Genomic DNA, 25,820 nt, shown 5'->3' on the forward strand with positions numbered 1-25,820 from the left:
ATTCAAAAATATGGCGACACCCTAAATAATTCGAGTTGCAGAAAGATCGACTCATCTGCAACTCGAATAATGGCAAGCTGAACGTTATGCTGCGTCGTCTAATTCATCTAAATCGCGATCTTTGACTTCCGGCATGCTGATAGCCGCGAATAAACCAATCAGTGAATAGACAATCAGCATCACGACAATTGGCCACCAGGAACCGGTCATGTTGCAGAAAATACCGGCTAATACCGGACCAAAACCAACAGCAACCAAACCACCGGTTTCTTTAGCAATCGCCATTTGCGTAAAGCGGCTGCGTCCACCGAACATTTCCGCCAGAGTGATATTCTCTAGTGCAAATAACCCCAGCACCGCGAAGTTATGAATAATGATAATACTGACGATAATGACATTAACGCTATTCTCTTTATCAACGATAAGAGAGAGCATTGGATAAGCTAACAATATCGCCGAGATATTCAGAATAATATAAGGCACACGACGACCAATTTTATCTGACAGCCATCCTAATAGTGGAATGGTAATAAAACCGATAATAGAGCTAATCATCAAAGCGTCAGTCGGAATATATTTCTCAAACAACAGTGTTTGAACCAAATACCCTGCTAGGAAGGTTTGAATGAGTCCTGAATTTCCCGCCTGACCGAAACGCAACCCGACTGCCAGCCAAAACGCTTTGCCTTTGAACATCGACAATATGGATTTTTGCTCGCTTTGCTCAACCACCAGAGCAGAGGACGGCTCTTCAGTACCGGAGACATCATTGCTGACTTTTTCAAAGACCGGACTTTCTTTCAGGTTCATACGCAGCCAGATCGCAAATATCATCACGACGACGCTGGCCAGGAACGGTACACGCCAACCCCACGCCAATAACTCTTCTCTGGAGAGGGCAAAAAACATCACAGCCCAGATAGCCGTGGCGCTGAGCGTACCGCAGTTGGTCCCCATGGCAACCAGTGAGGAAATAATCCCTCGCTTCCCTTTCGGTGCGTATTCGGCCAGCATGGTGCCTGCACCGGAAATCTCCGCACCTGCACCCAGCCCTTGCACAATACGTAAGGTCACCAGCAAGATCGGCGCGAAAATACCAATCTGTGCATAGGTCAGCAGCACGCCGATTAAGGTGGTACAGATCCCCATCATGGTGATGGTAATAAAGAGCACTTTCTTTCTACCGATGGAGTCACCCATTCGGCCAAAAATAAAGGCACCGACAATACGCGCAATATAACCTGCGCCATAGGTGCCCATTGCCAGAATCAGCGCCATCGCCGCCGATTGTTCAGGAAAGAATATTTCATGAAAGACCAGTGCTGCCCCGAGCGAATACAGCTGAAAATCCATAAATTCCAATGCGGTACCCAACCAACCGGATACCGCTGCTTTAACTAAGTCAGAGGTACTTCTTGCAGGTTTATCTTGTCCAGATGCTATTTTATGCTTATTCATATATATACTCTCGACGATTTGTAATTATGGTAGAGCACAGGCACAGTAAATAAAATTACCGTTCATCATGGTGTCGTAATCCACTCCAGTCCGTTATTTATGGTCTGGAGTGATTAAGAGAGAAATAATTACTTCAAAGGAATCATTATAGTTTTCTGTAATCGATAGTGTGTTTCCCTTTTATATATCCCCTGTTGCCAATAGCGTGTCATGCATCATTAAACGTCAGCAGGACTTTACAGCAGCGTTTTTGGTCTTTTTCAAAGACCTCAATCGCCTGTACTACCTGCTGATAATCAAATCGGTGTGTAATCAGCTTTGTCGGATCGATACGTTTTTCCTTAAGCCACTCAATCACGATAGGGAATTTATTGGCATTCAAGCGCGATGAGAAAATAGAGAGCTCTTTGCTGGTGATCCCCTGCTGGCTGATCTGGCAAGGTTCGCTAGAAAAGCCCATGATGGCGATGCGTGCCGCAGGAGAAGCGATCGTAATCGCTTCCTGCAAAATAGACGGATGGCAGGCCGCGTCAACAATCAGCGTAGGCTTGATATTGAGCGTCTCCAATTCGTCTTTTAATGACAGTGATGCGTTGTTGATGACTCTGTCTGCCCCGCTGCGCAATGCCATGTCCAGACGTTCGGGAATACGGTCAACGACGATCGCTTCTTTCACGTTGAACACACCTTTCAGTACTTGAACCGAGGTCAAACCCATCGGTCCTGCGCCATAAATCAGAGCAACATCCTGTTCCGTTGGTTTCACCTGTGCCGTCACGTTGGCGGAAATCGTGAAGGGTTCTACCATCACGGCAAATTCATCGGGAATCTCATCGGGAATGACGTGCGCATTCTTCGCCGGTACGGCAGCGTACTCGCTGAATCCGCCATCACGATGCACACCCAACACCACCAGAGAAGTACAGACGTTCGGCTTGCCGATTGAGCAAGGGTAGCAGTGGCCGCAGCTCACTACCGGATCAACCGAGACACGCTCGCCCAGCCGAGACACTTCTACGCCGTCGCCAACGGCTTCAATCACGCCGAAGAATTCATGTCCGATTACACGTGGGTACTTAGCAAACGGGTTATGTCCGCGGTAGATGTGGCTATCTGAACCACAGATACCCGCCAGCTTCACTTTCACCCGAACTTCACCTGCCGCCGGCTGTGGAATACTGCGTTCCTCAATTACCAGCGAATTTGGCTGCTGTATCACAATGCTTTTCATGTTTTGGCCTCTGATTACCAATTCCACAACGTACCGTCTTCCAGACGGGCAACCGGCAAATAAGCGGGGTCATAGGGATATTTAGCCGCCAGCTTTTCATCAAACTCAATGCCCAACCCCGGTTTTTCGCCTGGGTGCATATAGCCGTTATCGAATGTCCAGCTATGTGGGAACACTTCCAGCATTTGCTCCGAATAGCCCATGTATTCCTGCACGCCGAAATTTGGCACCCAGAGATCAAAATGCAGCGCCGCCGCCATGCAGATTGGTGACAGGTCCGACGGCCCGTGCGAACCGGTGCGTACCTGATAGAGCGACGCAAAGTCGGCGATACGACGCATACCGGTAATCCCGCCCGCGTGGGTAATCGTGGTGCGGATGTAGTCGATAAGCTGTTCTTCAATCAGCTGTTTACAATCCCAAATGCTGTTAAAGACTTCACCGACGGCAATCGGCGTGACGGTGTGCTGACGGATTAAACGGAAGCACGCCTGATTTTCCGCCGGCGTCGGGTCTTCCATCCAGAAGAGACGATGATCTTCAACGCTTTTACCAAAGCGCGCCGCTTCAATCGGCGTCAGACGATGATGCATGTCGTGTAACAGGTGCTCGTTGAAGCCAAACTTATCGCGCACCGCTTCAAACAGCTTCGGCGTGAAATCGAGATATTTTTCTGTGGACCACAGCTGCTCTTCCGGCCAATTGCCTTTCGTCGCGGGCTCATACGCCAGCCCTTTTCCTTTCGCCATGCCATAGGTGGTTTTCATGCCCGGCACGCCGCACTGCACGCGAATCGCCTTGAAACCCTGATCGCGATGCTTAGCGTAATCATCCAACACTTCATCAATCGAGTGGCCTGTCGTGTGGCAATACACCATGACGCCCGTGCGCGATGCGCCGCCCAGCAGTTGATAAAGTGGCATGTTGGCGGCTTTAGCCTTGATATCCCACAGCGCCATGTCGACCGCCGAAATCGCGGACATGGTCACGGGTCCACGACGCCAGTACGCGCCTTTGTAGAAATACTGCCAAATGTCTTCAATCTGGTGCGCGTCACGCCCGATAAGCTGCGGACACACATGATCTTTGAGGTAAGAGGCGACCGGCAGCTCACGCCCATTGAGCGTCGCATCGCCGAGGCCGGTTAATCCGCTATCTGTCGTAATTTTCAGGGTGACAAAGTTCCGTCCCGGGCAGGTGACAAACACTTCAGCGCTGACAATCTTCACGTTACTTATCCTTCTATGCATGTAATCATTCGTTTATGCTGACTACCATACAAGTATATTAATAACGATAATTTGAATTGCCTCACATTTATTCACATTTGCAACATTCATCTAAAACCCGTGAATAGTGGAGAAAAGGAACTGGAATGAATTGCGGGGGGAGTAAAACGCGCTACCGATCGGGCTCGCGGTAACCTTTCAGAAAATCCAAAAACAGGCGCACCATGGGAATATTCACGCTGCGCTTCAGGTAGCTAATGGCGAACGTCCTTTTCAACTTTTCTTCCAGCGGAATCACGGCAACATCGTAGGCAGTCAGGCTTTTGGCGACGGACGAACACAGGAAAACGACGCCAGACAGATTGATCACCAGATCCATAATGATGTCCATGTTGCTGCATTCACGGAAGTAGCTGGGATTGATCCCCTGTCTGGCGAAGGATTCAGAAACAGCGGCATGCTCCCCGGTTCCTTTCTGCGGAACGATCAGCTTTTCTTTTACCAGCTGCGGCAGACTTAGCATTTTATTGTCAGCAAGGGGATGCGACGTCGCCATCACGGCAACAATGTCATCAATCTGACAAATGGTGTGATGAAATAAAGGATCGCTCAGATATTCATCAAAAGGCGTCGAGAAAGACAGATGGATCTCGCCGTTGCGCACCCTTTCCAGTAAATCGGTGCTCACGCCGTCAATGAAAGAGATATCGATATTGGGATAGGCTTTCTGAAACAGGTTAAACACATTGTAGTGCGCCAGACGATTAAAAATCGGGATCACGCCAACCAGTAGCGCACCGTCCGAGCTTTCCTCATAGCTGCTGACAAACTGCTCCAACTCATAGTGTTCTTTAATCATCCCCTGAATTTTGTCAGCAAAGATCTTCCCAAATGGCGTCAGAGAAAACTGTCGAGTGGTTCTGTTGATCAGTTTTCTTTCCGTTTCAATCTCTAGGCGTGCGATCTCCTGTGACAAAAAAGCCTGAGAAATATTCAGCGCCTTCGCCGCTTTAGTGAAACTCCCAACTCGAATGAGTTCCTGATAATAAATCACACGCTTTATACTCAACATTGTTTTATATTACGCATCAACTGTCTCGTTTATAACCACCCATAATGACAATTATAGGGGTTTGTAAATAATCAAATGTGATTAGATGCACATTTAATTCATGAGAAATAGCGTTAATAGCAGATATAGTCAACTTATTATCAACGAGGAAATAATTTATTAGCTCAAGACGTCCCACTTATAAGGTTAAAGATTTTTTAATATTATTTTTACAAATACAACATTACTTATCACAAGTTGAAAAAATTCACATACCCCTAACAAAAGGATTTAAGATATGGATTATTCGAAAACAACAAAAATAGGGTTGGCGACCTTGGCAATGATGAGCGCTACCGCAATCAATGCAGCACAGAATCAACATGAAATCACCGTCAAGCAGGAAACGACATCGGTGAAGTTAATCTCCGATGTCGTTTATTCTCAGGTATCAATGCGGGGCTATCCAAATGTTGCATTAAAAATGGATATTCTTCAGCCTGAGGCGAAGAAAGCCCTCCCCGTCGTATTATTCATTACCGGCGGCGGCTTCATTAACGCCAATAAAGATAATTATCTGCAACAGCGTCTTAGCCTTGCCGAAGCGGGTTACGTCGTTGCCAGCATGGAATATCGTGTCGCTCCTACCGTACTTTTCCCTTCGCCGCTGGAAGATGTAAAGTCCGCGATTCGCTATCTGCGAGCAAACGCGAAAAGATTCGGTATTGATGGTCAGCACGCTGCTGTTTTCGGTGCCTCGGCGGGAGGCTATCTGGCAGCGTTTGCCGGGACGACGAATGGTTCAAAAACCTACGATAAAGGCGATAATCTCGATCAAAGTAGTGATGTCCAGGCCGTTATCGATTTCTATGGATTATCCGACCTGACGCTCGTCGGTGAAGGCTTCCCTGACGATGTCGTGCAGAAACACGCATCACCTTCTGCGACTGAAGCTATCTGGGTCAACGGCACTGCGGTGTTTAATGAAGGAGGTGCAATCACCCGTTATCCAGACAAAGCGGCAGCGGCTAACCCGATTAACTTTATCAGCAATGCCACGCCTCCATTTCTCATCATGCATGGCACGAACGATACGATAGTTTCTCCACGCCAGACCGAGCGACTGCATCAGGCTCTGACGGCAAAAAATATCGAATCGACCTACTACAGCGTTAAGGGCGCAGAGCACGGCGGGCCACACTGGTTACAACCGGAAATCATGCAAATTACCGTCCGCTTTCTTGATAAACACCTAAAACCCTGACATCAATCTGCACACTGAATGACGCATACTACATAAACGTTAGTGCTATTAAGCACTAACGTTTTTTATTTGTTACAAAAAAGGTCATCATCCATTTATCTCTCCCTACATTCCTCATATAAAAAACAAGTAATCTGACACACATCAATTATTCACTTTTATCACGAGAATAAAAATAACAGCGTACGTCTATACAATAGAAACACGATTTCTTAAATGAACGAGAGGAATAAATAAAATCAAAACTCACTTATAACAAATCCATATTTGTCATATACGATTCTACAAAAAAACAAATGTGCGCTTGGTCACATTTAGCCTTTTATCGCCATGCTCCAATAAAGCCACAATAACAACATGGCCTATTTATTATTTTCATCGTAATGATGAATCACTGTTTTTTATTCGCGTCAACGTGCGAAATATTAGCGCTATTGCTGGATTAATAACATCCATGAAAAATTGGGTGTTCACGAAAATTTCACCTCACTGTGAAGATTTATAATATGGAAGAATTATCTCGCCGTCGTTTTATTGCCTATATGGGAAGTGCGATTGCTGTTAGCGGAAATGTCGGCCTCGCTCAAGCGCAAAATGAACCAGAAAAAACGCAGGGTAAATTAGCCGTTAAATATGGTTTATTACATAACGAAATGCGTTGTATCGGATGTAAAGCCTGTATCAAGGCCTGCAAAGAAACGAATAACGTCCCTGATGGCGTCACGCGCTTGGATATATTGCAAACCGTCGATATTCCCGCTGTCGAGAAAACACGTGCGATTAAGCAATTTTTCCGTAAGTCCTGTCAGCACTGTGAGAATCCGCCCTGCGTTGCCGTCTGTCCAACGGGGGCGTCCTTCAAGGATGCGCTCACCGGTATTGTCGACGTCAACGATAAACGTTGCGTGGGCTGCCGCTATTGTATTGCCGCGTGTCCTTACCATGTGCGCTTCATCAACCCCGTCACGAAAACGGCCGACAAATGCAATTTTTGTCGCGAATCCAATCTAGCCGCCGGGAAACAGCCCGCCTGCGTCGAGATTTGCCCGACCAAAGCGTTGGTATTTGGCGATCTTAACGATCCTGAAAGCAACATTGCCAAGATGATTGAGAGCAACGCGACCTACCGCTCCAAGGTTTATCTGGGCACCGAACCCCAACTCTATCGTATTCCAGGGAAACGAGGAGCCATCGACAATGCATAACGCCTTCACGTTCGACACGCTGGTGTGGGACTGGCCCATCGCCGTTTACCTTCTTCTGGTCGGCATTTCAGCGGGGATGGTCACGCTCTCTATGCTCCTCAGGCGCTATGTTCCCAGCGAATATCACGGCAGTAATCGCGTGATCAAAGCCACCGCCATCGTGGCACCGCTTGCCGTCATCCTCGGGCTAGTGATTCTGATTTTTCACCTGACTCAACCGCTGACCTTTTGGTATTTGATGATCTTTTACAATCCCACTTCCATCATGTCGCTTGGGGTGATGCTCTTTCAGGTGTATTTCGTCGTGATGCTGTTATGGCTCATCACGCTTTACCATGACGGATGGCTGACGCAGCTTGAGGCCGTCTGGCACCGTCCCGCACTGGCTGCACTAGCGCGTAAGGTGGCGGCGACAATCGTCAACAAGGCCGCACTGATTGAAAACTTGCTGCTGGTGTTGGCCATCCTGCTCGGCTGCTATACCGGCTTTCTGCTGTCCGCCCTGAAATCGTTCCCGCTCTTGAATAACCCCGTTCTGCCCGTCCTGTTTTTAGTATCCGGTACCACATCCGGTATTGCCGTCATGCTGCTGGCCAGCGCGTGGGGGCGTCAGACCTCTGGAGATTCACGCTCCCTGCACTTCATCCATCGTGTAGAAACCCCGGTGGTGTATGCCGAGCTGTTCCTACTGCTGGCGTTTTTTGTCGGGCTGCTGCTTGGCGGCGGGCAAAAAGTTGTCGCCGCTCAGACCGCACTGTCAGGCTTCTGGGGAAGCGTATTCTGGATTGGCGTTATCGGCATCGGCATTGTGATCCCCTCGATTATCAATCGGGTACGCAAATCTTCTGCTCATTCCGGCAAAGGGCAAGTGATTACCTTAGCCGTCATGAGCCTGTTCGGCGTGTTCCTGCTACGACTGTTCGTGCTTTACGCCGGACAAATGACGGTGGCCTAAAATGAATACGTCATGGGTTTTATTCTGGATTGCCTCAACCACCTTTTTCATGCAATCCGTGGATACCACCATGGTGTATACCGCTATTCCAGCTATCGCGCAGTCGCTGCGTCAACCGGTGTTGCATATGGAAACGATCGTGATTTCTTATATTGTCACAGTCGTCGCGTTTACACCGGCCAATAGCTGGCTGGCGGAACGACTCGGAGAAAGGAAAACCTACCAGATAGCGATCGCCACTTTCACACTCGGTTCGCTACTGTGCATGACGGCTACCACACTCGGCAGCTTAAGCGTGTACCGCTTTATTCAAGGCATTGGCGGTGCGCTTATGTTACCCATCATCAGAACCGTGATATTGCGTACCACACCGCAGAGCCTGAAGTTACGCTTTCTTAATCGGGTGACCTTGTTGGGATTGCTTGGCACCCTGCTCGGCCCCGTGCTCGGTAATATTCTGGTTAGCTTTCTCTCGTGGCAGGCTATTTTCCTCGTCAATATTCCACTGGCTTTCATCTGCTTTTTTCTGGCAAGCAAATATATACCAGTTGCAGCAATAAACGAGACGTCACGCACGGGTGCCTATGAAGTGGCCTTTCCTATTTTGATGTTATTTCTTATCGCTTTCATGTTAACCAGCGCCACGAAAAATATATTGCCAACGTTCGTCATGTTATTTCTGTCTTGCAGCACGCTGGGGCTGGTTTTTCTTTACTACCGACAACACCTCATTGCAGAAACAGCCTTATTCCCGCGCGCCCTGTTTAGCATTAGAACCTTTTCTGTCGGTATTATTGGCGGCATCGCGACGCGCACGCTACTGGCGTCAACGCCAGTCGTCCTTTCATTAACGCTACAAACGACGCTGGCCTGCCAACCCGCAGAAACCAGCCTGATTTTACTGATTTTTTCCAGTGGCGCACTGCTGTCAAAGTTGCTGTTCGAGCCGCTGGTCAAGCGTATTGGCTACCGGCGGCTGTTGATGCTGTCAACCAGTGTAACGTCGCTGTGCGTTCTCGCCCTGAGTGCCGCCGTACAAGAGAGAGCAATGCCCTTCATCGGCATTATCGTCATGCTGTTGGGTGTGCTGATTTCGACCTTATATTCAGCAGAAAGCACGCTGGCTTTTAGCAACCTGAATAACAGCACGTACCATAGCGGTAATAATCTACTGACTATTAGCCAATTGCTTTCCGTCATGCTCAGTATGACGCTAACGTTCCCAATCTTGCGTTTTCTTTCCCAGTTTGAAGTCCTCTTCAATCTTAATCCTTTTAGCCTGTTGTTTTTATTACTCGGCCTTGGCTTACCGATGTGCTGCCTGATATTCAGGCCACTCAATAACAATGACGGCTATCACTTTATTCATGGGAGATAACGTGGCTATTCACCGTATTCATTCAAAAACTCATGGAACTATTGATATGAAAATATGCTCAGGAATCCTTCCGCTTTGCTTGTTATTCGTAATGGGAACCGCCGTTGCACAAGAAGGGAATTTTAAAGCCGGGACTTATTCCGCCGCCAGACAGGGGATCGGTGGAGACGTCACCGTTACGTTAGATATCGATGCGCAAGGGAAAGTCCTCAAATCGACGATTGATGCCCCGGAAGAGACCCCCGAAGTCGGTGGGGAAGCCGCCATTGAACTCGCAAAAACCATGACCGAAAAACAGAGCATACAGGTTGATGGGATATCTGGCGCCACGATGACCAGCGAGGCGGTAAAAGAGGCGTCGGAAGACGCGTATTCACAGGCCAAAGCGAATTAATACCGCCCGGTTCTCCACGCGCAACGCTCTCCATACGCGAAACACGGCAGCGGGAACGCGGCGGTCACACACCGTGTTGTAAGAATATTAATCACATCAAGGAAAACATCATGAAACGCTTCAGAAAACGTGTACTCGCGACGCTCTGTCTCTCGATGATGAGCTGGTCTACCGCACAAGCGGCGGACGCAGCAAAGCCGGAAATCCCGAAAAGCGCCGATATCGTGATCATCGGGGCAGGTGCGGCTGGCACCTCGGCAACCATGGCTTCCGCGGAAAAAGGGGCAAAAATCGTCTTACTGGAAAAACAGCCTGTTGTCGGTGGCACAGGTAATTTTGCCGAAGGCATCTTCGCGGCCAACAGCAGCATGCAGAAACGTCAGGGAATTGTGGTAACGCCCGATATGGCCTTTAAGACCATCATGGAGTACAGCCACTGGATGGCCAATCCCTTCGTGGTTCGCGCCTTCGTAAACCGTTCCGCAGACACCATTGAGTGGGTGAAGTCGAAAGGCATCAAATTTGAATACATCGGCCCCGGTGGCCCCGGCGGTATGTTGACCTGGCATGTGATTGACGGCCCCGGCCACGGACGCCACCTGATCAAGACATTCCACGAGCAGTTTAAAAGTATGGATGTCACCACGCTGGTAAAAACGGCGGGTAAAGATCTGGTCGTGAAAGACGGTAAAGTCACGGGCGTCATCGCACAAGATAGCGAAGGCAATACCTTCCAGATAGACGCCAAGGCTGTCATCATCGCAACCGGTGGCTACGCCAACAATAAAGAGATGCTGCAAAAATACGCCGCGTTCCCCGACACCATTATGGTTGGCAACGTCGGTAAAGACGGCGACGGGATTAATATGGCCTGGAAAGCCGGTGCCAAACCGGACGGCCTCGGGCTGCTGCAAGCCTATCGCCCCGGCCTACCAGACTACGCCCCCAACTCTCACCTGCTGGCCGCCGCGCGTCAGCCCTATCTGTGGGTTGACCAACACGGCCGCCGCTTTACCGATGAATCCAATGTCATTATCTGGCCACACTCCGGCAACGCGCTGTCAAAGGCGGGCGGCATCATGTACTCCATTTTCGACGAAACCTCCCGTAAGCATTACGTCGAAGATGGCATTGACGTGCCGATTGGCGAATGGGTGATCGCCAATACCAAGCTGACAAAATTTGATAGCGAATTTACGAAAGAAAGTCAGAAAAATCGCGGCTTCGTCTTCAAATCCGCCACCGTCGACGGGCTGGCAAAAGAGATGGGGGTTGATGCCAGCGTGCTGAAGCATACGTTGGAAGAAAACAACACGTTTGCGGCGCAGAAACGGGATGAGGTGTTTAACAAGAACATGGATTACCTACGTCCGGTAAAAACTGGGCCATTCTATGCGGTGAGAATGCAGCCCGCCGCGCTGGGTACACTCGGCGGCGTGAAGATCGACGAGAAAATGCAGGCGATAGATAAATCCGGCGAGGTCATTCCGGGTTTGTACGTCACGGGTAACGATGCGGCAGGTATGTATGGCGATACCTACGATCTGCTGTTAGGCGGCGGCACGTTTGGCTTTGCGCTCAACTCAGGTCGAATCGCGGCAGAAAGCGCCCTTGATTACATGAAATTCAGCAAAAAATAAGCCCGACCCTTAAACCTAGTCTCGATCGTTTGAGCATCGAGAGACACCGGGGAACTACAGGGGAAGCCTCCCTGTGCTTCCCCTTATCCCGCTTTACGAAACGTCAGATTAAAACGGCATTCATCGGTCATTCCTTCCGGCACGCTGCCATTTTTCAACGGCAGAATACCGTGAAAATAGAGCCGCGATTCGCCGCCCCAGACCACCACATCGCCGTGTGTCAGCGGAACTCGTTTTGCTCTATCGCTACGCACCATACCGCCAAACAGGAACGTCGCACTAAGCCCCAGCGAGACGGACACAATTGGCTGGCGAAAATCCTGTTCGTTTTTATCCTGATGCAGAGACATACGCGTGCCAACATCATAGCGGTTGATCAGACAGGCATCCGGTTCAAAATCTGCAAAACCAGCGTCGCTCGCCGCCTGCTTCGCCAATCGGAAAAAAATCTCCGGCATCGCAGGCCACGCTTCCCCGTTCAGCGGATCGCGTGAGGTGTAACGATAGCCGCGTTCATCCGTCACCCAGCCGAGCCGACCGCAGTTACTCATTGCCACCGACATCGCAAAGCCGCCCGGCGTGATCATATTACGCAGTGGCGCACGTGCAATGACGGTTTTCAGTGCCGCAAACAACGCCGGGGCGTCGTCATAGGCGCGACCACGCTGGATGACCGCACCCGGCGCCAGCGTTTCTGTCCAGCGACGTGGCGTTTCGTCGGCAAATAAATCAAAATTCACGGTATTTAGCCTATCTCACTAGGGAACCAACGGTGTCCCACCAATGTGTTTCATCACAAGCGTAGTCGACGTTTCTGCGACACAAGGTATCCCCTGAAGCTCGGTAGTGACAAAATCCGCCAGCGTGTCCATGCTTTTTACCCATACTCTCAGCATGTAATCACTTTCTCCTGTCACAAGCATACATTCTGTGACTTCTTCCATGCCTTTCACCGCGTTAACAAACTCTCGATGCGCTCCAGGATTAGGGCGAGACAATTTAACTGAAATCAGAACACAAATCCCCAGACCAAGTGCATTGGGATTCAGCTTTACGGAATACCCCTCAATCACCCCAGCCATTTCCATCTGCCGGATACGTCTCCCACAAGGCGTAGGCGAAAGCCCGATGCGTTCTGCCACCTCTGCTGTAGTCATTCTGCCGTTGCTGACCAAGGCAGCAAGGATACGACGATCGATAGCGTCTAATTTCATACTTAGCCGTTTCCTTCAAAAAAGAAAATATCTTGCCGCTTTACGTCAATTTAAATGCATTACATGAAGATGTTTGCACACATCCACCACCATGTCATTGGTAAAATTTACCGCGCTAACGATACCAATGATGGTGGCAAAACCGTTTTTCTAAATATTTGCCAACTTGTTCTTTTTTAACCAAGAAATATCGACACCATAATGAATAAATCCGTTCACCTGCCATTACTGGCTGTTTTCGTTTCGCTTATTTCTATCCAGGTGGGGGCTGCTTTTGCCAAAAGTGCCTTTTCCGTGGTGGGGCCATTTGGTATGTCTGCGCTAAGAGTGGGTATCGCCATGCTGTTGCTCGCTGCCGTATTTAAACCCTGGCAATTACGAACGGACAAAAAGGGATGGAAAACTCTCGCCGTCTACGGTGTGATGATGGGGGCAATGAACATCCTCATCTATATGTCATTCAAATACATTCCCGTGGGCATCGCCATTTCCATTGAAGTATTGGGGCCACTCACCGTTGCAATGCTCGCTTCGCGCCAAAAATCCGATTTGGTATGGATCAGTTTTGCCATTCTTGGACTTCTACTACTACCGTTAGGCAACCAGAATGGTTCCCTAGATCCACGCGGGATCGCCTACGTCATAGCCGCCGCTTTTTGCTGGGGAATGTACGTACGAGTTGGCAGCAAAGCGGCAGAGTTTGGTAGTCGTGGCGTTGCTATTGGCACTGTTTTTGCCTCACTGTTTATCGTACCAATCGGTATTTATCAGAGCGGCTTTGCACTTCTTATTCCCGATATTTTCATGCTCGGTTTCTTGATTGCGATTATGTCGAGTGCGCTACCTTTTTTACTGGATATCTATGCGCTGCGCCGCTTATCTAGCAATACCTTTGGAATTCTGATGAGTGCATCGCCCGCCGTCAGTGCATTATCTGGTTTTTTTATATTGGGAGAAAAACTTAGCTTCGCTCAATCTAGCGGCATACTGGCAATTACCGTTGCCTGTATGGGAGCAACGTATTGTGCAAAATCAAAGACGGTGAAAAATAAATGAGCAAAGAGAAAAACGAAAAACTCACCATGCCATTGAATAATTCCAGGGCTGCGTTACGTTTATAATTTGCAGGAGATGCCGAAGCCACACGAGTTGCAGACGCTTAGCTCGCCCTGTCAGCCTTACCGCACGGTGGCGTTTCATCGGCAAATAAACCACGATTCACGGCAGCGAGTCCTCTGAATGATGTGCGGCTTGTTCTTTCTCCATCTGCTCTTTCTCCAGCAGAGCACGCTTACGCTCAATACCCCAGCGATAGCCGGACAGCGTCCCATCATGCCGCACCACACGATGACAAGGAATCACAACCGCCAGCCGGTTCGCCGCACAGGCACCCGCGACAGCGCGCACGGCAGCGGGCGTTCCAATCCGATGAGCAACCTCACTGTAGCTCAGTGTTTCTCCTGTCGGGATCGCCCGTAGTGCTTGCCAAACACGCTGCTGGAATGCCGTACCGCGAATATCAAGCGGCAGCGTCAGCCCGATGGTCGGATCGTCGACAAATCCGACAACCTGCGCCATCCGTTGTTCAAACGTCGCATCACCACCGACCAAATGCGCATTAGCAAACATCTCCTGAAGCGAGTTGAGCAGAGGTTCAGGTTCGTCTCCCAGCAGGATCGCACAGATCCCTTTCTCGCTTTCCGCCACCAAAATCTCACCAAGTGAGCAGCGGCCAACGGCAAAGTGGATCGTCATCCCCTTTCCCTTGTGCTGAAACACCGTCGGCGTCATCCCTAAATGCGCACCAGCCTCGGCATAAAAGCGCCCGCTGGTGTCATAGCCCACCGCGACAATCGCTGCGGTCACCTCGCCGTTGTCTGCCAATTTTTCACGTAACTGCTGGTGACGGTGGGCGCTGGCGTACTGTTTGGGTGTCAGACCGGTTGTGGTTTTGAATAGGCGATGAAAATGGAACGCGCTTATCCCCACGGCCTGAGCCAGCATCGCCAGCGTTGGCGAACGCTCCGACTGTTCAATCATCCGACACGCGCGGGCAATCTGCTGTGCCTGCTGTTCTTGCCGTGACATGATTCCTTGCCGACACCGTTTACACGGGCGATACCCCGCCGCCTGCGCTTCATCAGCCGTCGTGAAGAACAGCACATTTTCACGCCGAGGCTGACGTGATGCGCAAGACGGTGCACAGTAGATGCCCGTCGTCTTTACTGCGTAGATAAACCAGCCATCAGCCGCTTTATTGCGCGTCACTATCGCCTGCCAGCGAGAATCTGCATTCTGAAACGGCATATCGTTAAGCATCGTGTCGTTACGCATGTACACACCCCATTCCGGTTTCAGTATTACTGCCAATCTTACTATTACGGAAAGTCACACCCTGCGCTAACGCTAAACCAAAGCCGCCTAGTGCACACGTCCAACTCTTGCTTTTTCATTCGGATTTTCTTTCTCATACGAATAGTGCTTCCCACATAGCGCACCACGCGACAATCACCTATGCTCGTTTCCTGTCCTTTGCGTTCTCACATTGGAAACCACTTATGCCATCCCACTCGCCGTCGGATTTAACGCAGCGCGCCAAAACACATCTCAGCGCCATTAACACACGCTGGGCCAGCGTGATCGATCAGGTTGGCGACTGTCGCCATCAGACTGCGCCGCATCGTGAACCTTATGAAGCACTGATGCGCGCCGTCGCCTATCAGCAGCTGACGACGCGTGCTGGGGATGCGATGGTTGCAAAGCTGCTGAGAGTACATGGCGATGTCTTTCCCAGTCCGAAACAGATGCTGGCCTGCTCCACCGACACGCTACGGCAGTGCGGCTTTTCCGCCCGCAAAGCGGATACGCTACACGACATCGCACAGGGTACGCTGAGCGGGCTGGTGCCCAGCCTCGAGCAGGCGGCAAATATGGACGACGACACGCTCATTCAGCAGCTCACGTCGCTAAAAGGAATCGGACGCTGGACGGTGGAAATGTTTTTGATTTATTCGCTGGAACGCACCGACATCATGCCACTCGACGATTTGGGAATTCGTCAAGGATTACGCTACGTCTATGATTTATCGGATATGCCGAAGCCGCGCGAATTGCAGGCGCTCAGCCTGCCCTGTCAACCTTACCGCACGATGGCATCCTGGTATTTATGGCGATCGCTTGAGCTACCGGCGTATCAGCGTTTTAAACTGACACACCGGTGAAACCCAGGGTTAGCGCAGACGGGAGTTGGTCGACACGTGCTGGACATGATTGCGGCGGTTCACAATACGTTCACGCAAAGTGTCGTAGGCCCAGTTATACGCCACAGTGTAAGGCAGGAAGAACAGGAAGAAGCCAATCTCCACCATTAGCGCTTGCCACAGCGTGATATTCAGCATCCACGCCGCCAGCGGCAGACCAATCAGGATAAATCCGCCTTCAAACCCCAGTGCGTGAGCGACACGGATCGGCAGCCGACGCTTAACGCGATCCGCTGGCCATAGGCGATCGAATATCGCGTTGTAGATCATATTCCAGATCATTGCGACGCTGGACAGCATAATCGCCAACGCGCCCATGTCGAAAAGCGGTTTATTCAGCAGCCAGGCACCCGCTGGCGCACAGATCATTAACGCAATCAGCTCAAAGCCCACCGCATGGTACAAGCGTTCACGTAAGGTTTTGCTGGTCTTGTTCTGCATAGCACATTCACTTTTATTTATTGCACGTTACTGGTCAATTTTTGCCATGACCATGGATGGCATCGTATTACCACCTTATTTTCATCGTATAAGATGGTAGAGTAAAGTTAGATTCCATCGACAAAAACGATAGATAGGTTATGCGATATTCACCAGAATCCTTGCTGGCTTTTATAACTACCGTTGATGCAGGCTCGTTTTCTGCCGCCGCCCGGCGATTACATAAAAGCCAGTCCACCATCAGCGCCGCGATAGCGAATTTGGAGACCGATCTGGGGCTGACGCTGTTTGATCGATCCGGCCACCAGCCCGTTCTGACGCTGGCAGGTAGAAAAGTGCTTTCTCACGTACAGGCCATCTTATCCGCCAGTGAGGAACTGGATGAGTTAGCGATTCGTCTGGCCAACCATATCGAACCCCGTCTGACATTTGTGCTGTCCGATATCTGGCAGGCCACCCATTACGAACCCGTTATTCAGCGTTTCGCACACAACTTTCCCGATATTGAATTTGAATGTCTGGTTGCGGAAGGCGATGACGTCATCGATCTACTGCAAACCGATCGCGCGCATGTTGGACTAGTACGCGCCCAAACGGATTACCCACCCGATATCGCCGCCGCGCGTTTGCAGGTTAAGACTGAAATGGCTGTCTTCGTGTCGGCAGCCCATCCGCTCGCGACTGAGAACACCGTAACCCGTAGTCAACTGGCGACGATCCGTCAGCTCTATCTCAATACCTATAAACGCAGTGACCGACCGCAGCCGGAAGGGATCGTTTGGTCTGCGCCGTCCTACCTTATGCTGTTGGAAATGGCGCAGCAGGGGCACGGCTGGAGCATTCTGCCGCGCTGGCTGGTGGCGCAATACGATCGGAAAAAACTGGTGGAGTTGCCTGTGGCGGGTTGGCCACAGTGGATTGACGTCGATGTCGTCTGGTCCAAACCCCATCCACCCGGACCGGCTGGGCTGTGGATGATCGACAATCTCCTTGCTCAACAAGAGAGTACGCTACACTATGGTGACATTCGCTGATTTATCTACGGAACAATCATGACGTTTTCCCCACAGGAGCGTGAGACGCTGCTGGCCGTAAAAGGCGTTGGCCCTGCGGTAGTCGCCCGTCTGGAGCAAATGGGCTTCACCACGCTGGCGCAGTTGAGCGAAGCCGACGTTAGCGATATTGTGGCAAACGCCGCCGCACTGACGGGCTCAACCTGTTGGAAAAACAGCCCGCAGGCACGTGCCGCCATCACCGCCGCGATTACGCTGGCAAAATCACATAAGTGATCACATCAGCCACAGCATTGTGGCTTTTGTGGCGATCTCGTTTTTCGTCAAGCGATAAAAAGCCAATAACGATTTCTTTATATCGCCATCAAATAACATTAAAGAATAAATGGTTATTGTTTTTAATTTCACCATTTACTTTACTTAATTAAGCCAATTAAAAGAGGAATATTTTCACGCTCAATCTCGTATTGTTTCCTGTATCCCCGCACACAGGAAACCTATGCTGTGCCGCCGTTCCGCATCTCCGCCTCAGGGAAAAAATAACCCGCTACATCATTATTATTGTGATGTACCAAAGTAGTACTTCCCGGCAGAAAACCATACTATTATGGCGTTTATACCCTAAATAATTCGAGTTTCAGGAAGGCGGCAAGAGAAGGAATCCCGATGAGCTTACTCAGGTAAGTGATTCGGGTGACTGACAAATCTGCTAAAAGCAGATTTGAACGCTGCTTGCAGCGGCCCCTACGGGGCGAGGCTCACGCCAGTGTGCCGAGTAACGCGGCCAACGCACATGCAACTTGAAGTATGACGGGTATACTACTTTTGTATTCGAGACATTCCTGTCGTGCTGCGGTAATACGCCTTAATAATAAGATGCTGAATCCTATAAGGTGAAAATTTACTAATTGATGCAATTGCAAGTGAGAAAAAAATGTCGAATAAACCCTTCTATTACCAAGATCCGTTTCCACTCCGTAAAGATGACACCGAATATCGCCTGCTAAGCAGCGACTTTGTTTCTGTCTCACAATTTGAAGGTCAGGACATCCTGAAAGTCGAGCCAGCGGCGCTGACTCTTCTGGCCCAACAAGCCTTCCATGACGCTTCTTTCATGCTCCGCCCCGCTCACCAGCAGCAAGTTGCCGATATTCTTAGCGATCCAGAGGCTAGCGAAAACGATAAATACGTTGCCCTGCAATTCCTGCGCAACTCAGAAATTTCCGCCAAGGGCATTCTGCCGACCTGTCAGGATACTGGCACCGCGATCATCGTGGGTAAAAAAGGTCAGAACGTCTGGACTGGCGGCAACGATGCCGAAGCGCTGTCCAAGGGCGTATACAACACATTCATTGAAGACAATCTGCGTTACTCACAGAACGCCGCGCTGGATATGTATAAAGAGGTCAATACCGGCACCAACCTGCCCGCGCAGATCGATCTCTACAGCACCGAGGGCGAAGACTATAAATTCCTGTTCGTCACCAAAGGCGGCGGCTCTGCCAACAAAACCTACCTGTATCAGGAAACCAAAGCGCTACTGACGCCGGGTAAACTGAAGAGCTTTCTGATCGAGAAAATGCGTTCACTAGGCACCGCAGCCTGCCCGCCGTACCACATCGCCTTTGTCATTGGCGGCACCTCGGCAGAAACCACGCTGAAAACCGTGAAGCTGGCCTCAACCAAGTACTATGACGAACTGCCGACCGAAGGTAATGAACACGGTCAGGCGTTCCGCGATGTGGCACTGGAACAGGAAATTCTGGAAGCGGCGCGCGATCTGGGTCTGGGCGCACAGTTCGGCGGCAAATATTTTGCACACGACGTGCGGATTATCCGCCTGCCGCGCCACGGCGCATCGTGCCCGGTCGGTATGGGCGTATCCTGTTCCGCTGACCGTAACATCAAAGGCAAGATCAACCGCAAGGGCATCTGGCTGGAGCAGTTAGAGCAGAATCCGGGCAAATATATCCCTGAACACCTGCGTGAAACGGGCGAAGGCGATGCGGTTAAAATCGATCTGAACCGTCCGATGGCCGAGATCCTGAAGACGCTGTCGCAGTATCCGGTTTCCACCCGCCTTTCCCTGACTGGCACCATCATCGTGGGTCGTGATATTGCTCATGCCAAGCTGAAGGAACGTCTGGATAACGGCGAAGGCCTGCCGCAGTACATCAAAGATCACCCGATTTACTACGCGGGACCGGCAAAAACGCCAGAAGGTTACCCATCAGGTTCATTAGGCCCCACCACCGCAGGCCGCATGGATTCCTACGTTGATTTGCTGCAAGCCAACGGCGGCAGCATGATCATGCTGGCAAAAGGTAACCGTAGCCAGCAGGTGACCGACGCGTGCCATAAACACGGCGGGTTCTACCTCGGCAGCATCGGCGGCCCGGCAGCGATTTTGGCGCAGAACAGCATCAAGAGTCTGACCTGCGTGGAATACCCGGAACTGGGAATGGAAGCCATCTGGAAAATCGAAGTTGAAGATTTCCCAGCCTTTATTCTGGTCGATGATAAAGGAAACGATTTCTTCCAGGTGATTCAGAGTGCCAAGTGCGTGAAATGCGGTTAACTCACTCCTACCGTGATTAGAGGTTAGCCGCTAACGCCAGCCGAGCGGGAAATAGGTTTGTTAACGGTCTGCAACGCCCCGACTATCGGGGCGTTTTTTATTTGATACCCAGCCGTTTCGCCAGACGGTGCAGGTTGCCGCTGTCCATTTCCAGTTCTCTTGCGCAGGATGACCAGTTACCCTCATGGCGCGCCAGCGTTTGTTGGATGATCCGGCGCTGATAGTCGTCCGTTGCCTCCCGCAGGCCGCCGCTGATGAAATACGCGGGTGCCGTGTCGATAGCGCTCGATGAACCGGAGGTCGCATGAACAGGCTGGGAGGGAAGTTCAAGATTGAAATGCTCAGGGCCTAGAAGCACCTCGCCCGATTCCTGCCCCGCTCTCGCCAACACGGTGGCACGGTAAATAGCATGTTCCAGTTCACGTACATTCCCCGGCCAGTCATACCGCTCCAGTAACGTACCCGCTTCCACTGTCAGCGCCAAACGCGCCAATCCCAGTTGCACACGACTGCGTTCACAGAAGAATCCTGCCAACAGCGCCACATCCTGACTGCGCTCGCGCAGCGGTGGTACGGAGAGCGGGAACACGCTCAGCCGGTGGAACAAGTCGGCACGGAAAGCACCATCCAGCACCGCCTGCCGCAGATCGCGGTTAGTCGCGGCCAGCACGCGCACGTTCACTTTCAGGCTGCTGTCATCCCCCACGCGTTGGAGATCGCCATACTGCAATACGCGCAGCAGCTTCGCCTGTAACGTCAGCGACAGTTCGCCAATCTCATCCAGAAACAGCGTGCCGTTATCCGCCATTTCAAACTTACCGGTGCGATGGTGGATCGCCCCGGTAAACGCCCCTTTTACATGACCAAACAGTTCGCTCTCCGCCACCGATTCGGGCAGTGCGGCGCAGTTCAGGTACACCAGAGGATGCGCTGCCCGGCTGGAGCCATGATGAATCGCCCGCGCCACCAGTTCTTTGCCGACGCCGGTTTCTCCCATAATCAGCACGTTCAGATCGGAGCCCGCGACGATATCCACTTCTTTCTTCAAACGCTGCATCGGTTCCGATAGCCCAACCATTTCTTCGACGCTTTCCGCCGCCGGACTTTCCGCCCGCACTGGCGCGGGCAATTGCCGTTCAAGACGCTCCATCAATAGCGCGTTACTCAGCGCCGCCGCCGCCATCGCGCCCACCAGCCGCAGTTCTTCATCACTAAAATGGTCGAACTGACACGGGTCCATGCCGTCTACGGTCAGTGCCCCGATCAGGTTTTGATTAGCAAATAGCGGCAGCCCAACACAAGCGTGCACCTTAAGATCCTCCTGGCTGGGGATTAGACCGTCATACGGATCGGGCAGCTGACTATCTGCCGGAAAACGCACCACGTCGCCCGCACGCGCAATCGCCTCTAGCCGGGGATGATCGGACAGGCGAAAGCGTCGCCCCAGTACGTCCGGCGCAAGGCCGTCAATCGCCAATGGGCGGAACAGCTGATTTTCGTAACGCAGCAGCGCCGACGCATCACAGCGCAGCAACTGGCGCAGGCTGTTGATCAAGCGCTGAAAACGATCCTGATTCGATAGCCCCATTTGCAGTTCGATAGCGATACGGGCAAGGGCGTTAATAGAGAGCGTCATGGTGTGTCCTAATGACAGAGCCTGTGTCATTAAGACAATAGATAAAGTATGTCATTTTGACAATCAATATTTATTAAATACTTATAAATCAATGCATTAAAAATTGGCACGCTTCCTGCAATCTCTACAGCATATTCCCGTATACGACTATTGAGGTTTCAGAACATGACGATTCACGTTAAGAACAATATCCACTGGGTTGGGCAGCGCGATTGGGAAGTCCGTGATTTTCACGGTACAGAATACAAAACGCTGCAAGGCAGCAGCTACAACAGTTACCTGATCCGCGAAGAGAAAACCGTGCTGATCGATACCGTCGATCACAAATTCAGCCGCGAGTTTGTGCAGAATCTGATGGCAGAAATCGATCTCAACACGATTGATTATATCGTGATTAACCACGCCGAAGAGGATCACGCTGGCGCACTGAGCGAACTGATGGCGCGTATTCCCAACACGCCGATTTACTGCACCTACAATGCGATCGATTCCATTACTGGGCATCACCATCACCCCGAGTGGAATTTCCACACGGTCAAAACCGGCGACACGCTGGATATTGGTAATGGCAAGCAGTTGATCTTTATCGAAACGCCGATGCTGCACTGGCCGGACAGTATGATGACCTACATGACCGAAGATGCTGTGCTGTTCAGTAACGATGCATTCGGCCAGCACTACTGCGATGAACACCTGTTTAATGACGAAGTGGATCAAACCGAGCTGTTCGAGCAGTGCCAGCGCTATTTCGCCAATATCCTGACGCCATTCAGTCGCTTAGTGACCGCCAAGATCCACGAAGTGCTGGGTTTCAACCTGCCGCTGTCGATGGTTGCCACTTCACATGGCGTGGTATGGCGTGACGATCCTGCCCAAATCATCCACTTATATCTGAAATGGGCAGACAGCTATCAGGAAGATCGCATCACGCTTTTCTACGATACCATGTCCAATAATACCCGCATGATGGCCGACGCGATTGCGCAAGGCATCAACGATGTCGATCCGGGCGTTGCAGTAAAAATTTACAACGTCGCCCGCCACGACAAAAACGAAATTCTGACGCAGGTCTTCCGCTCGAAAGGCGTGCTCGTCGGTTCATCCACCATGAATAACGTGATGATGCCAAAGGTCGCTGCCATGCTGGAAGAGATCACCGGCCTGCGCTTCCAAAACAAGAAAGCCTCGGCGTTCGGCAGCTACGGCTGGAACGGCGGCGCGGTAGATCGCGTTCAAACTCGTCTGATGGACGCCGGTTTTGAAACCACACTGGCGCTGAAAACTAAGTGGCGTCCTGACGGTTCCGCGCTGGAAATTTGCCGCGAACACGGCCGAGAAATCGCCCGCCAGTGGGCGCTGCATCCGCTGGATGATACGCCTGCCCGTCGCGTCATCTCTCCCGCAAAACAGGTCGCCGCACCGCAAACCTCAGCCGCTGTAAGTGCCCCTGTCGAAAGCGCCTGTGGGTGCAATGAAGTTACTGCGCCACAATCGACAGCACAGCCAACGGCACAGTCAGAAAACGGATGTATGCAGTGCAGCGTCTGCCAGTGGATCTACGATCCGGCACTTGGCGAGCCGATGCAGGACGTTACCCCCGGCACCATGTGGTCGGACGTACCCGACAGCTTCCTCTGCCCGGAATGTGGGCTGGGTAAAGACGTTTTCAATCCGATTCGCTAAGGAGAGGATGATGAAAGATATCGTGATTATTGGCGCGGGCTTTGCCGCCCGCCAGCTCATCCGGCAGTTGCGCAAGCTGGATGCTCACTGCCCTATCCGCCTGATCGCCGCCGACAGCGGCGATGAATACAACAAGCCGGATTTAAGTCATGTGATGAGCCAGCAGCAGCATGCCGACGATCTGACCAAGATGCACGCCACCGCGTTTGCCGAAGAAAACCGTATCACACTGTTGGCCAATACGCGCGTTACTGCGATTGACCGCAACGTACAGCAGGTTGTCTGCGGCACGGATCGTTACGATTACCACAAACTGGTATTCGCAACTGGAGCCAGCGCCATCGTGCCACCGATTCCGGGGCGCGAACACATGCTGACGCTCAATAGTCAGCAGGAATATCGCACTCACGAAAGCCGGCTCTGGCAGGCCGAACGCATACTGGTGCTCGGTGCCGGGCTCATCGGCACCGAACTGGCGATGGATTTAGGTCGAGCGGGAAAACATGTCACGTTGGTTGACTGTGCCAGCAGCATTCTGCCCGCGTTGATGCCACCCGAAGTCAGCGCACGCCTGCAATTCACGCTGACGCAACAGGGCATTTCGCTGCTGCTGAATACGACAGTCCAGCAGCTAGAGAAAACTGAAACCGGTATACAGGCTACGTTTACCGACGGGCGAGCTGTCGAGGTGGACGACGTCCTCTCTGCTATCGGTTTGCAGGCCAATACATCATTGGCACAAGCGGCAGATTTGGCGGTGCGGAAAGGCATCCAGACCAATCAACAGTTACAGACTACCGATCCACAGATTTATGCGCTGGGCGACTGTGCGGAAATTGGCGGTAAGTTGCTACCTTTCCTGCAACCGATTCAACTCAGCGCCATCACGCTGGCGAAAAATTTGCTGGGGGGTAATGAGACGCTGGCACTGCCACCGATGCTGGTTAAAATCAAGACGCCGCTGTTTCCCTTACAAATGGCTGGTGATACTACCGGCGACGATTTGCACTGGCAGCAGGAATGGAACGAACAGGGGATGGTGGCGAAAGCGCTGGACGGTCAGCAGAAACTGCGTGCCTTTGTGGTCGGCGGTGAACGGATGAAAGAGGCGTTTCCACTGCTGCGACAGCTTTCCATTACCGTTTGACACTGAAAAACAAATAATGCATTTAAAATACATATTTTATAGCCAGCCTGCGCGCAGATTTATAGAATACGGTCATAGTTATTTGAAATTTACACACCGAGGTGAAGATGCAAGATCTCATTTGTTATAAGAAGATGCCGCAGTGGAACAGCCAAACGTTGCCCGCCGCGTTTCAGGAAAAGCACAACACGCAGGAAGGCACGTGGGCAAAATTGACCGTGTTGAAAGGAGAAATGACCTTTTCCATGCTGACTGAAGACGGTGAGACGCTGGAGACATTCCATTTTTCTGAGCAGAACCAGCCACCGTTTGTGGAACCGCAGGCGTGGCACCGCATTGTTTCGTTCTCTGACGATCTGGAATGCCAGCTCAGCTTTTTCTGCTCAGCGGAAGATTTCTACCATAAAAAATACGGTCTGACGCGAACCCATTCCGAAGTCATCAACGCCGTACAGCACATCAAACCGGGCAAAACGCTGGATTTAGGTTGCGGCGGCGGGCGTAACTCGCTGTATCTTAACCTGCGCGGGTTTGACGTGACCGCCTGTGACAAGCATGAGCAGAGCATTGAGTCGCTGAATAACATCATCCAGAGCGAAGCGCTGGACAACATCCGCGCTGGCGTTTACAACATCAATCTGGCGGAAATAAAAGAGCAGTACGACTTTATCCTATCAACCGTCGTGCTGATGTTTTTGGAGCGTGACCGCATTCCGCACATCATCAGCAATATGCAAGACAGCACGGTTGCGGGTGGCTATAACCTGATTATTGCCGCGATGTCGACAGAAGATTGTCCGTGCCCGATGCCCTTCTCATTTACCTTTAAAGAAGGCGAGCTGAAGAACTATTACGCCGGCTGGGAGATCCTCAAATATAACGAGGATATGGGCGAACTACACAAGACAGATGCGCAGGGTAATCGCATCAAACTACGCTTCGCTACGCTGCTGGCAAGAAAGCCGTAAGCACCGGCTAGCCGTTAAAAAACCTGACTCCATAAAATACAAAAGGGCCGATTACTCGGCCCTTATTATTTCTCT

23 protein-coding genes are annotated in these 25,820 nt (G+C 51.2%); 14 read left to right on the plus strand and 9 right to left on the minus strand.

Annotated elements, in window-relative coordinates; translation table 11 throughout:
• Positions 1-84 precede the first annotated feature (84 nt).
• The 4 genes from A6301_RS12250 to A6301_RS12265 all read right to left on the minus strand — a co-directional run bounded on the left by A6301_RS12250 (position 85) and on the right by A6301_RS12265 (position 4,990).
• Complete coding sequence (locus A6301_RS12250) at positions 85-1,458, minus strand: MFS transporter (protein ID WP_234257878.1); 1,374 nt, start codon at positions 1,456-1,458, stop codon at positions 85-87.
• Between the two features lie 208 nt (positions 1,459-1,666).
• On the minus strand, positions 1,667-2,689 hold the full coding sequence (locus tag A6301_RS12255) for a Zn-dependent oxidoreductase (RefSeq protein WP_234257879.1): 1,023 nt from the start codon (positions 2,687-2,689) through the stop codon (positions 1,667-1,669).
• Positions 2,690-2,703: 14 nt separating this feature from the next.
• A complete protein-coding gene (manD, locus tag A6301_RS12260; protein ID WP_107168207.1) occupies positions 2,704-3,918 on the minus strand; it encodes a D-mannonate dehydratase ManD in 1,215 nt (404 codons plus the stop codon).
• Between the two features lie 172 nt (positions 3,919-4,090).
• The gene (locus A6301_RS12265; protein ID WP_234257881.1) at positions 4,091-4,990 is read right to left on the minus strand and encodes a LysR family transcriptional regulator; all 900 of its coding nucleotides are present in this window, start codon (positions 4,988-4,990) and stop codon (positions 4,091-4,093) included.
• Between the two features lie 277 nt (positions 4,991-5,267).
• Here A6301_RS12265 and A6301_RS12270 point away from each other — a divergent pair, with 277 nt between their 5' ends.
• The 6 genes from A6301_RS12270 to A6301_RS12295 all read left to right on the plus strand — a co-directional run bounded on the left by A6301_RS12270 (position 5,268) and on the right by A6301_RS12295 (position 11,805).
• On the plus strand, positions 5,268-6,233 hold the full coding sequence (locus A6301_RS12270; protein WP_107168209.1) for an alpha/beta hydrolase: 966 nt from the start codon (positions 5,268-5,270) through the stop codon (positions 6,231-6,233).
• 506 nt (positions 6,234-6,739) lie between these two features.
• Positions 6,740-7,438 carry a 4Fe-4S dicluster domain-containing protein gene (locus A6301_RS12275; protein ID WP_107168210.1) on the plus strand — a complete coding sequence of 233 codons (699 nt, stop codon included), beginning with the start codon at positions 6,740-6,742 and terminating at the stop codon, positions 7,436-7,438.
• On the plus strand, positions 7,431-8,393 hold the full coding sequence (gene nrfD / locus A6301_RS12280; RefSeq protein WP_234257882.1) for a cytochrome c nitrite reductase subunit NrfD: 963 nt from the start codon (positions 7,431-7,433) through the stop codon (positions 8,391-8,393). The genes A6301_RS12275 and nrfD overlap by 8 nt, the downstream gene beginning before the upstream one ends.
• A 1-nt stretch (position 8,394) precedes the next feature.
• Entirely contained in the window at positions 8,395-9,771 is a 1,377-nt protein-coding gene (locus A6301_RS12285; protein WP_205541267.1) for an MFS transporter, read from the plus strand.
• Positions 9,772-9,817: 46 nt separating this feature from the next.
• On the plus strand, positions 9,818-10,165 hold the full coding sequence (locus A6301_RS12290) for an FMN-binding protein (protein WP_107168213.1): 348 nt from the start codon (positions 9,818-9,820) through the stop codon (positions 10,163-10,165).
• A gap of 110 nt (positions 10,166-10,275) precedes the next feature.
• Positions 10,276-11,805, plus strand: a complete 1,530-nt coding sequence (locus A6301_RS12295) for an FAD-dependent oxidoreductase (RefSeq protein WP_234257883.1) — start codon at positions 10,276-10,278, stop codon at positions 11,803-11,805.
• Positions 11,806-11,888: 83 nt separating this feature from the next.
• On the opposite strand, the gene alkB is transcribed toward A6301_RS12295, so the two are convergent.
• Positions 11,889-12,545 carry a DNA oxidative demethylase AlkB gene (gene alkB, locus A6301_RS12300; RefSeq protein WP_234257884.1) on the minus strand — a complete coding sequence of 219 codons (657 nt, stop codon included), beginning with the start codon at positions 12,543-12,545 and terminating at the stop codon, positions 11,889-11,891.
• A gap of 18 nt (positions 12,546-12,563) precedes the next feature.
• Positions 12,564-13,019 (minus strand): Lrp/AsnC family transcriptional regulator, encoded by a 456-nt coding sequence (locus A6301_RS12305; RefSeq protein WP_094432061.1) that lies wholly within the window; start codon positions 13,017-13,019, stop codon positions 12,564-12,566.
• A gap of 201 nt (positions 13,020-13,220) precedes the next feature.
• On the opposite strand from A6301_RS12305, the gene A6301_RS12310 reads away from it, so the two are divergent.
• Positions 13,221-14,075, plus strand: coding sequence for a DMT family transporter (locus A6301_RS12310; protein WP_107168216.1), 855 nt, complete (start codon positions 13,221-13,223; stop codon positions 14,073-14,075).
• A 162-nt stretch (positions 14,076-14,237) separates the two neighbouring features.
• On the opposite strand, the gene ada is transcribed toward A6301_RS12310, so the two are convergent.
• A complete protein-coding gene (ada, locus tag A6301_RS12315) occupies positions 14,238-15,353 on the minus strand; it encodes a bifunctional DNA-binding transcriptional regulator/O6-methylguanine-DNA methyltransferase Ada (RefSeq protein WP_234257885.1) in 1,116 nt (371 codons plus the stop codon).
• A gap of 224 nt (positions 15,354-15,577) precedes the next feature.
• Between ada and A6301_RS12320 the strand changes: the two genes are divergently transcribed.
• Positions 15,578-16,240 carry a DNA-3-methyladenine glycosylase gene (locus tag A6301_RS12320; protein WP_234257886.1) on the plus strand — a complete coding sequence of 221 codons (663 nt, stop codon included), beginning with the start codon at positions 15,578-15,580 and terminating at the stop codon, positions 16,238-16,240.
• Positions 16,241-16,249: 9 nt separating this feature from the next.
• Here the strand turns inward: A6301_RS12320 and A6301_RS12325 are convergent, their stop codons facing one another.
• Positions 16,250-16,720, minus strand: coding sequence for a multidrug/biocide efflux PACE transporter (locus tag A6301_RS12325; protein WP_107168219.1), 471 nt, complete (start codon positions 16,718-16,720; stop codon positions 16,250-16,252).
• A gap of 140 nt (positions 16,721-16,860) precedes the next feature.
• On the opposite strand from A6301_RS12325, the gene A6301_RS12330 reads away from it, so the two are divergent.
• From A6301_RS12330 to fumA, 3 genes are all read left to right on the plus strand, one after another.
• Positions 16,861-17,754, plus strand: a complete 894-nt coding sequence (locus tag A6301_RS12330; RefSeq protein ID WP_107168220.1) for a LysR family transcriptional regulator — start codon at positions 16,861-16,863, stop codon at positions 17,752-17,754.
• A gap of 18 nt (positions 17,755-17,772) precedes the next feature.
• Entirely contained in the window at positions 17,773-18,009 is a 237-nt protein-coding gene (locus A6301_RS12335) for a helix-hairpin-helix domain-containing protein (protein ID WP_234257887.1), read from the plus strand.
• A gap of 658 nt (positions 18,010-18,667) precedes the next feature.
• Positions 18,668-20,311, plus strand: coding sequence for a class I fumarate hydratase FumA (fumA, locus tag A6301_RS12340; RefSeq protein ID WP_107171056.1), 1,644 nt, complete (start codon positions 18,668-18,670; stop codon positions 20,309-20,311).
• A 97-nt stretch (positions 20,312-20,408) separates the two neighbouring features.
• Here the strand turns inward: fumA and norR are convergent, their stop codons facing one another.
• Positions 20,409-21,947, minus strand: coding sequence for a nitric oxide reductase transcriptional regulator NorR (gene norR / locus A6301_RS12345; RefSeq protein WP_234257888.1), 1,539 nt, complete (start codon positions 21,945-21,947; stop codon positions 20,409-20,411).
• Between the two features lie 165 nt (positions 21,948-22,112).
• Between norR and norV the strand changes: the two genes are divergently transcribed.
• The 3 genes from norV (at position 22,113) to tehB (ending at position 25,745) form a co-directional block, all read left to right on the plus strand.
• The gene (gene norV / locus A6301_RS12350) at positions 22,113-23,630 is read left to right on the plus strand and encodes an anaerobic nitric oxide reductase flavorubredoxin (RefSeq protein WP_234257889.1); all 1,518 of its coding nucleotides are present in this window, start codon (positions 22,113-22,115) and stop codon (positions 23,628-23,630) included.
• 7 nt (positions 23,631-23,637) lie between these two features.
• On the plus strand, positions 23,638-24,777 hold the full coding sequence (gene norW, locus A6301_RS12355) for an NADH:flavorubredoxin reductase NorW (protein ID WP_234257890.1): 1,140 nt from the start codon (positions 23,638-23,640) through the stop codon (positions 24,775-24,777).
• Positions 24,778-24,884: 107 nt separating this feature from the next.
• The gene (tehB, locus tag A6301_RS12360) at positions 24,885-25,745 is read left to right on the plus strand and encodes an SAM-dependent methyltransferase TehB (protein WP_234257891.1); all 861 of its coding nucleotides are present in this window, start codon (positions 24,885-24,887) and stop codon (positions 25,743-25,745) included.
• The last annotated feature ends 75 nt before the right edge of the window (positions 25,746-25,820 follow it).

This window comes from Pectobacterium sp. IFB5596 (assembly GCF_021432585.1).
Classification (GTDB): domain Bacteria; phylum Pseudomonadota; class Gammaproteobacteria; order Enterobacterales; family Enterobacteriaceae; genus Pectobacterium; species Pectobacterium punjabense.

What these genes read in the sequence shown, in the direction of transcription:
- A6301_RS12250 (WP_234257878.1), bottom strand. Translation starts at nt 1,458, where the DNA reads ATGAATAAGCATAAAATAGCATCTGGACAAGATAAACCTGCAAGAAGT.
- A6301_RS12255 (WP_234257879.1), bottom strand. Translation starts at nt 2,689, where the DNA reads ATGAAAAGCATTGTGATACAGCAGCCAAATTCGCTGGTAATTGAGGAA.
- A6301_RS12265 (WP_234257881.1), bottom strand. Translation starts at nt 4,990, where the DNA reads ATGTTGAGTATAAAGCGTGTGATTTATTATCAGGAACTCATTCGAGTT.
- A6301_RS12270 (WP_107168209.1), top strand. Translation starts at nt 5,268, where the DNA reads ATGGATTATTCGAAAACAACAAAAATAGGGTTGGCGACCTTGGCAATG.
- A6301_RS12275 (WP_107168210.1), top strand. Translation starts at nt 6,740, where the DNA reads ATGGAAGAATTATCTCGCCGTCGTTTTATTGCCTATATGGGAAGTGCG.
- nrfD (WP_234257882.1), top strand. Translation starts at nt 7,431, where the DNA reads ATGCATAACGCCTTCACGTTCGACACGCTGGTGTGGGACTGGCCCATC.
- A6301_RS12285 (WP_205541267.1), top strand. Translation starts at nt 8,395, where the DNA reads ATGAATACGTCATGGGTTTTATTCTGGATTGCCTCAACCACCTTTTTC.
- A6301_RS12290 (WP_107168213.1), top strand. Translation starts at nt 9,818, where the DNA reads ATGAAAATATGCTCAGGAATCCTTCCGCTTTGCTTGTTATTCGTAATG.
- A6301_RS12295 (WP_234257883.1), top strand. Translation starts at nt 10,276, where the DNA reads ATGAAACGCTTCAGAAAACGTGTACTCGCGACGCTCTGTCTCTCGATG.
- A6301_RS12305 (WP_094432061.1), bottom strand. Translation starts at nt 13,019, where the DNA reads ATGAAATTAGACGCTATCGATCGTCGTATCCTTGCTGCCTTGGTCAGC.
- A6301_RS12310 (WP_107168216.1), top strand. Translation starts at nt 13,221, where the DNA reads ATGAATAAATCCGTTCACCTGCCATTACTGGCTGTTTTCGTTTCGCTT.
- ada (WP_234257885.1), bottom strand. Translation starts at nt 15,353, where the DNA reads ATGCGTAACGACACGATGCTTAACGATATGCCGTTTCAGAATGCAGAT.
- A6301_RS12320 (WP_234257886.1), top strand. Translation starts at nt 15,578, where the DNA reads ATGCCATCCCACTCGCCGTCGGATTTAACGCAGCGCGCCAAAACACAT.
- A6301_RS12325 (WP_107168219.1), bottom strand. Translation starts at nt 16,720, where the DNA reads ATGCAGAACAAGACCAGCAAAACCTTACGTGAACGCTTGTACCATGCG.
- A6301_RS12330 (WP_107168220.1), top strand. Translation starts at nt 16,861, where the DNA reads ATGCGATATTCACCAGAATCCTTGCTGGCTTTTATAACTACCGTTGAT.
- A6301_RS12335 (WP_234257887.1), top strand. Translation starts at nt 17,773, where the DNA reads ATGACGTTTTCCCCACAGGAGCGTGAGACGCTGCTGGCCGTAAAAGGC.
- fumA (WP_107171056.1), top strand. Translation starts at nt 18,668, where the DNA reads ATGTCGAATAAACCCTTCTATTACCAAGATCCGTTTCCACTCCGTAAA.
- norR (WP_234257888.1), bottom strand. Translation starts at nt 21,947, where the DNA reads ATGACGCTCTCTATTAACGCCCTTGCCCGTATCGCTATCGAACTGCAA.
- norV (WP_234257889.1), top strand. Translation starts at nt 22,113, where the DNA reads ATGACGATTCACGTTAAGAACAATATCCACTGGGTTGGGCAGCGCGAT.
- norW (WP_234257890.1), top strand. Translation starts at nt 23,638, where the DNA reads ATGATGAAAGATATCGTGATTATTGGCGCGGGCTTTGCCGCCCGCCAG.
- tehB (WP_234257891.1), top strand. Translation starts at nt 24,885, where the DNA reads ATGCAAGATCTCATTTGTTATAAGAAGATGCCGCAGTGGAACAGCCAA.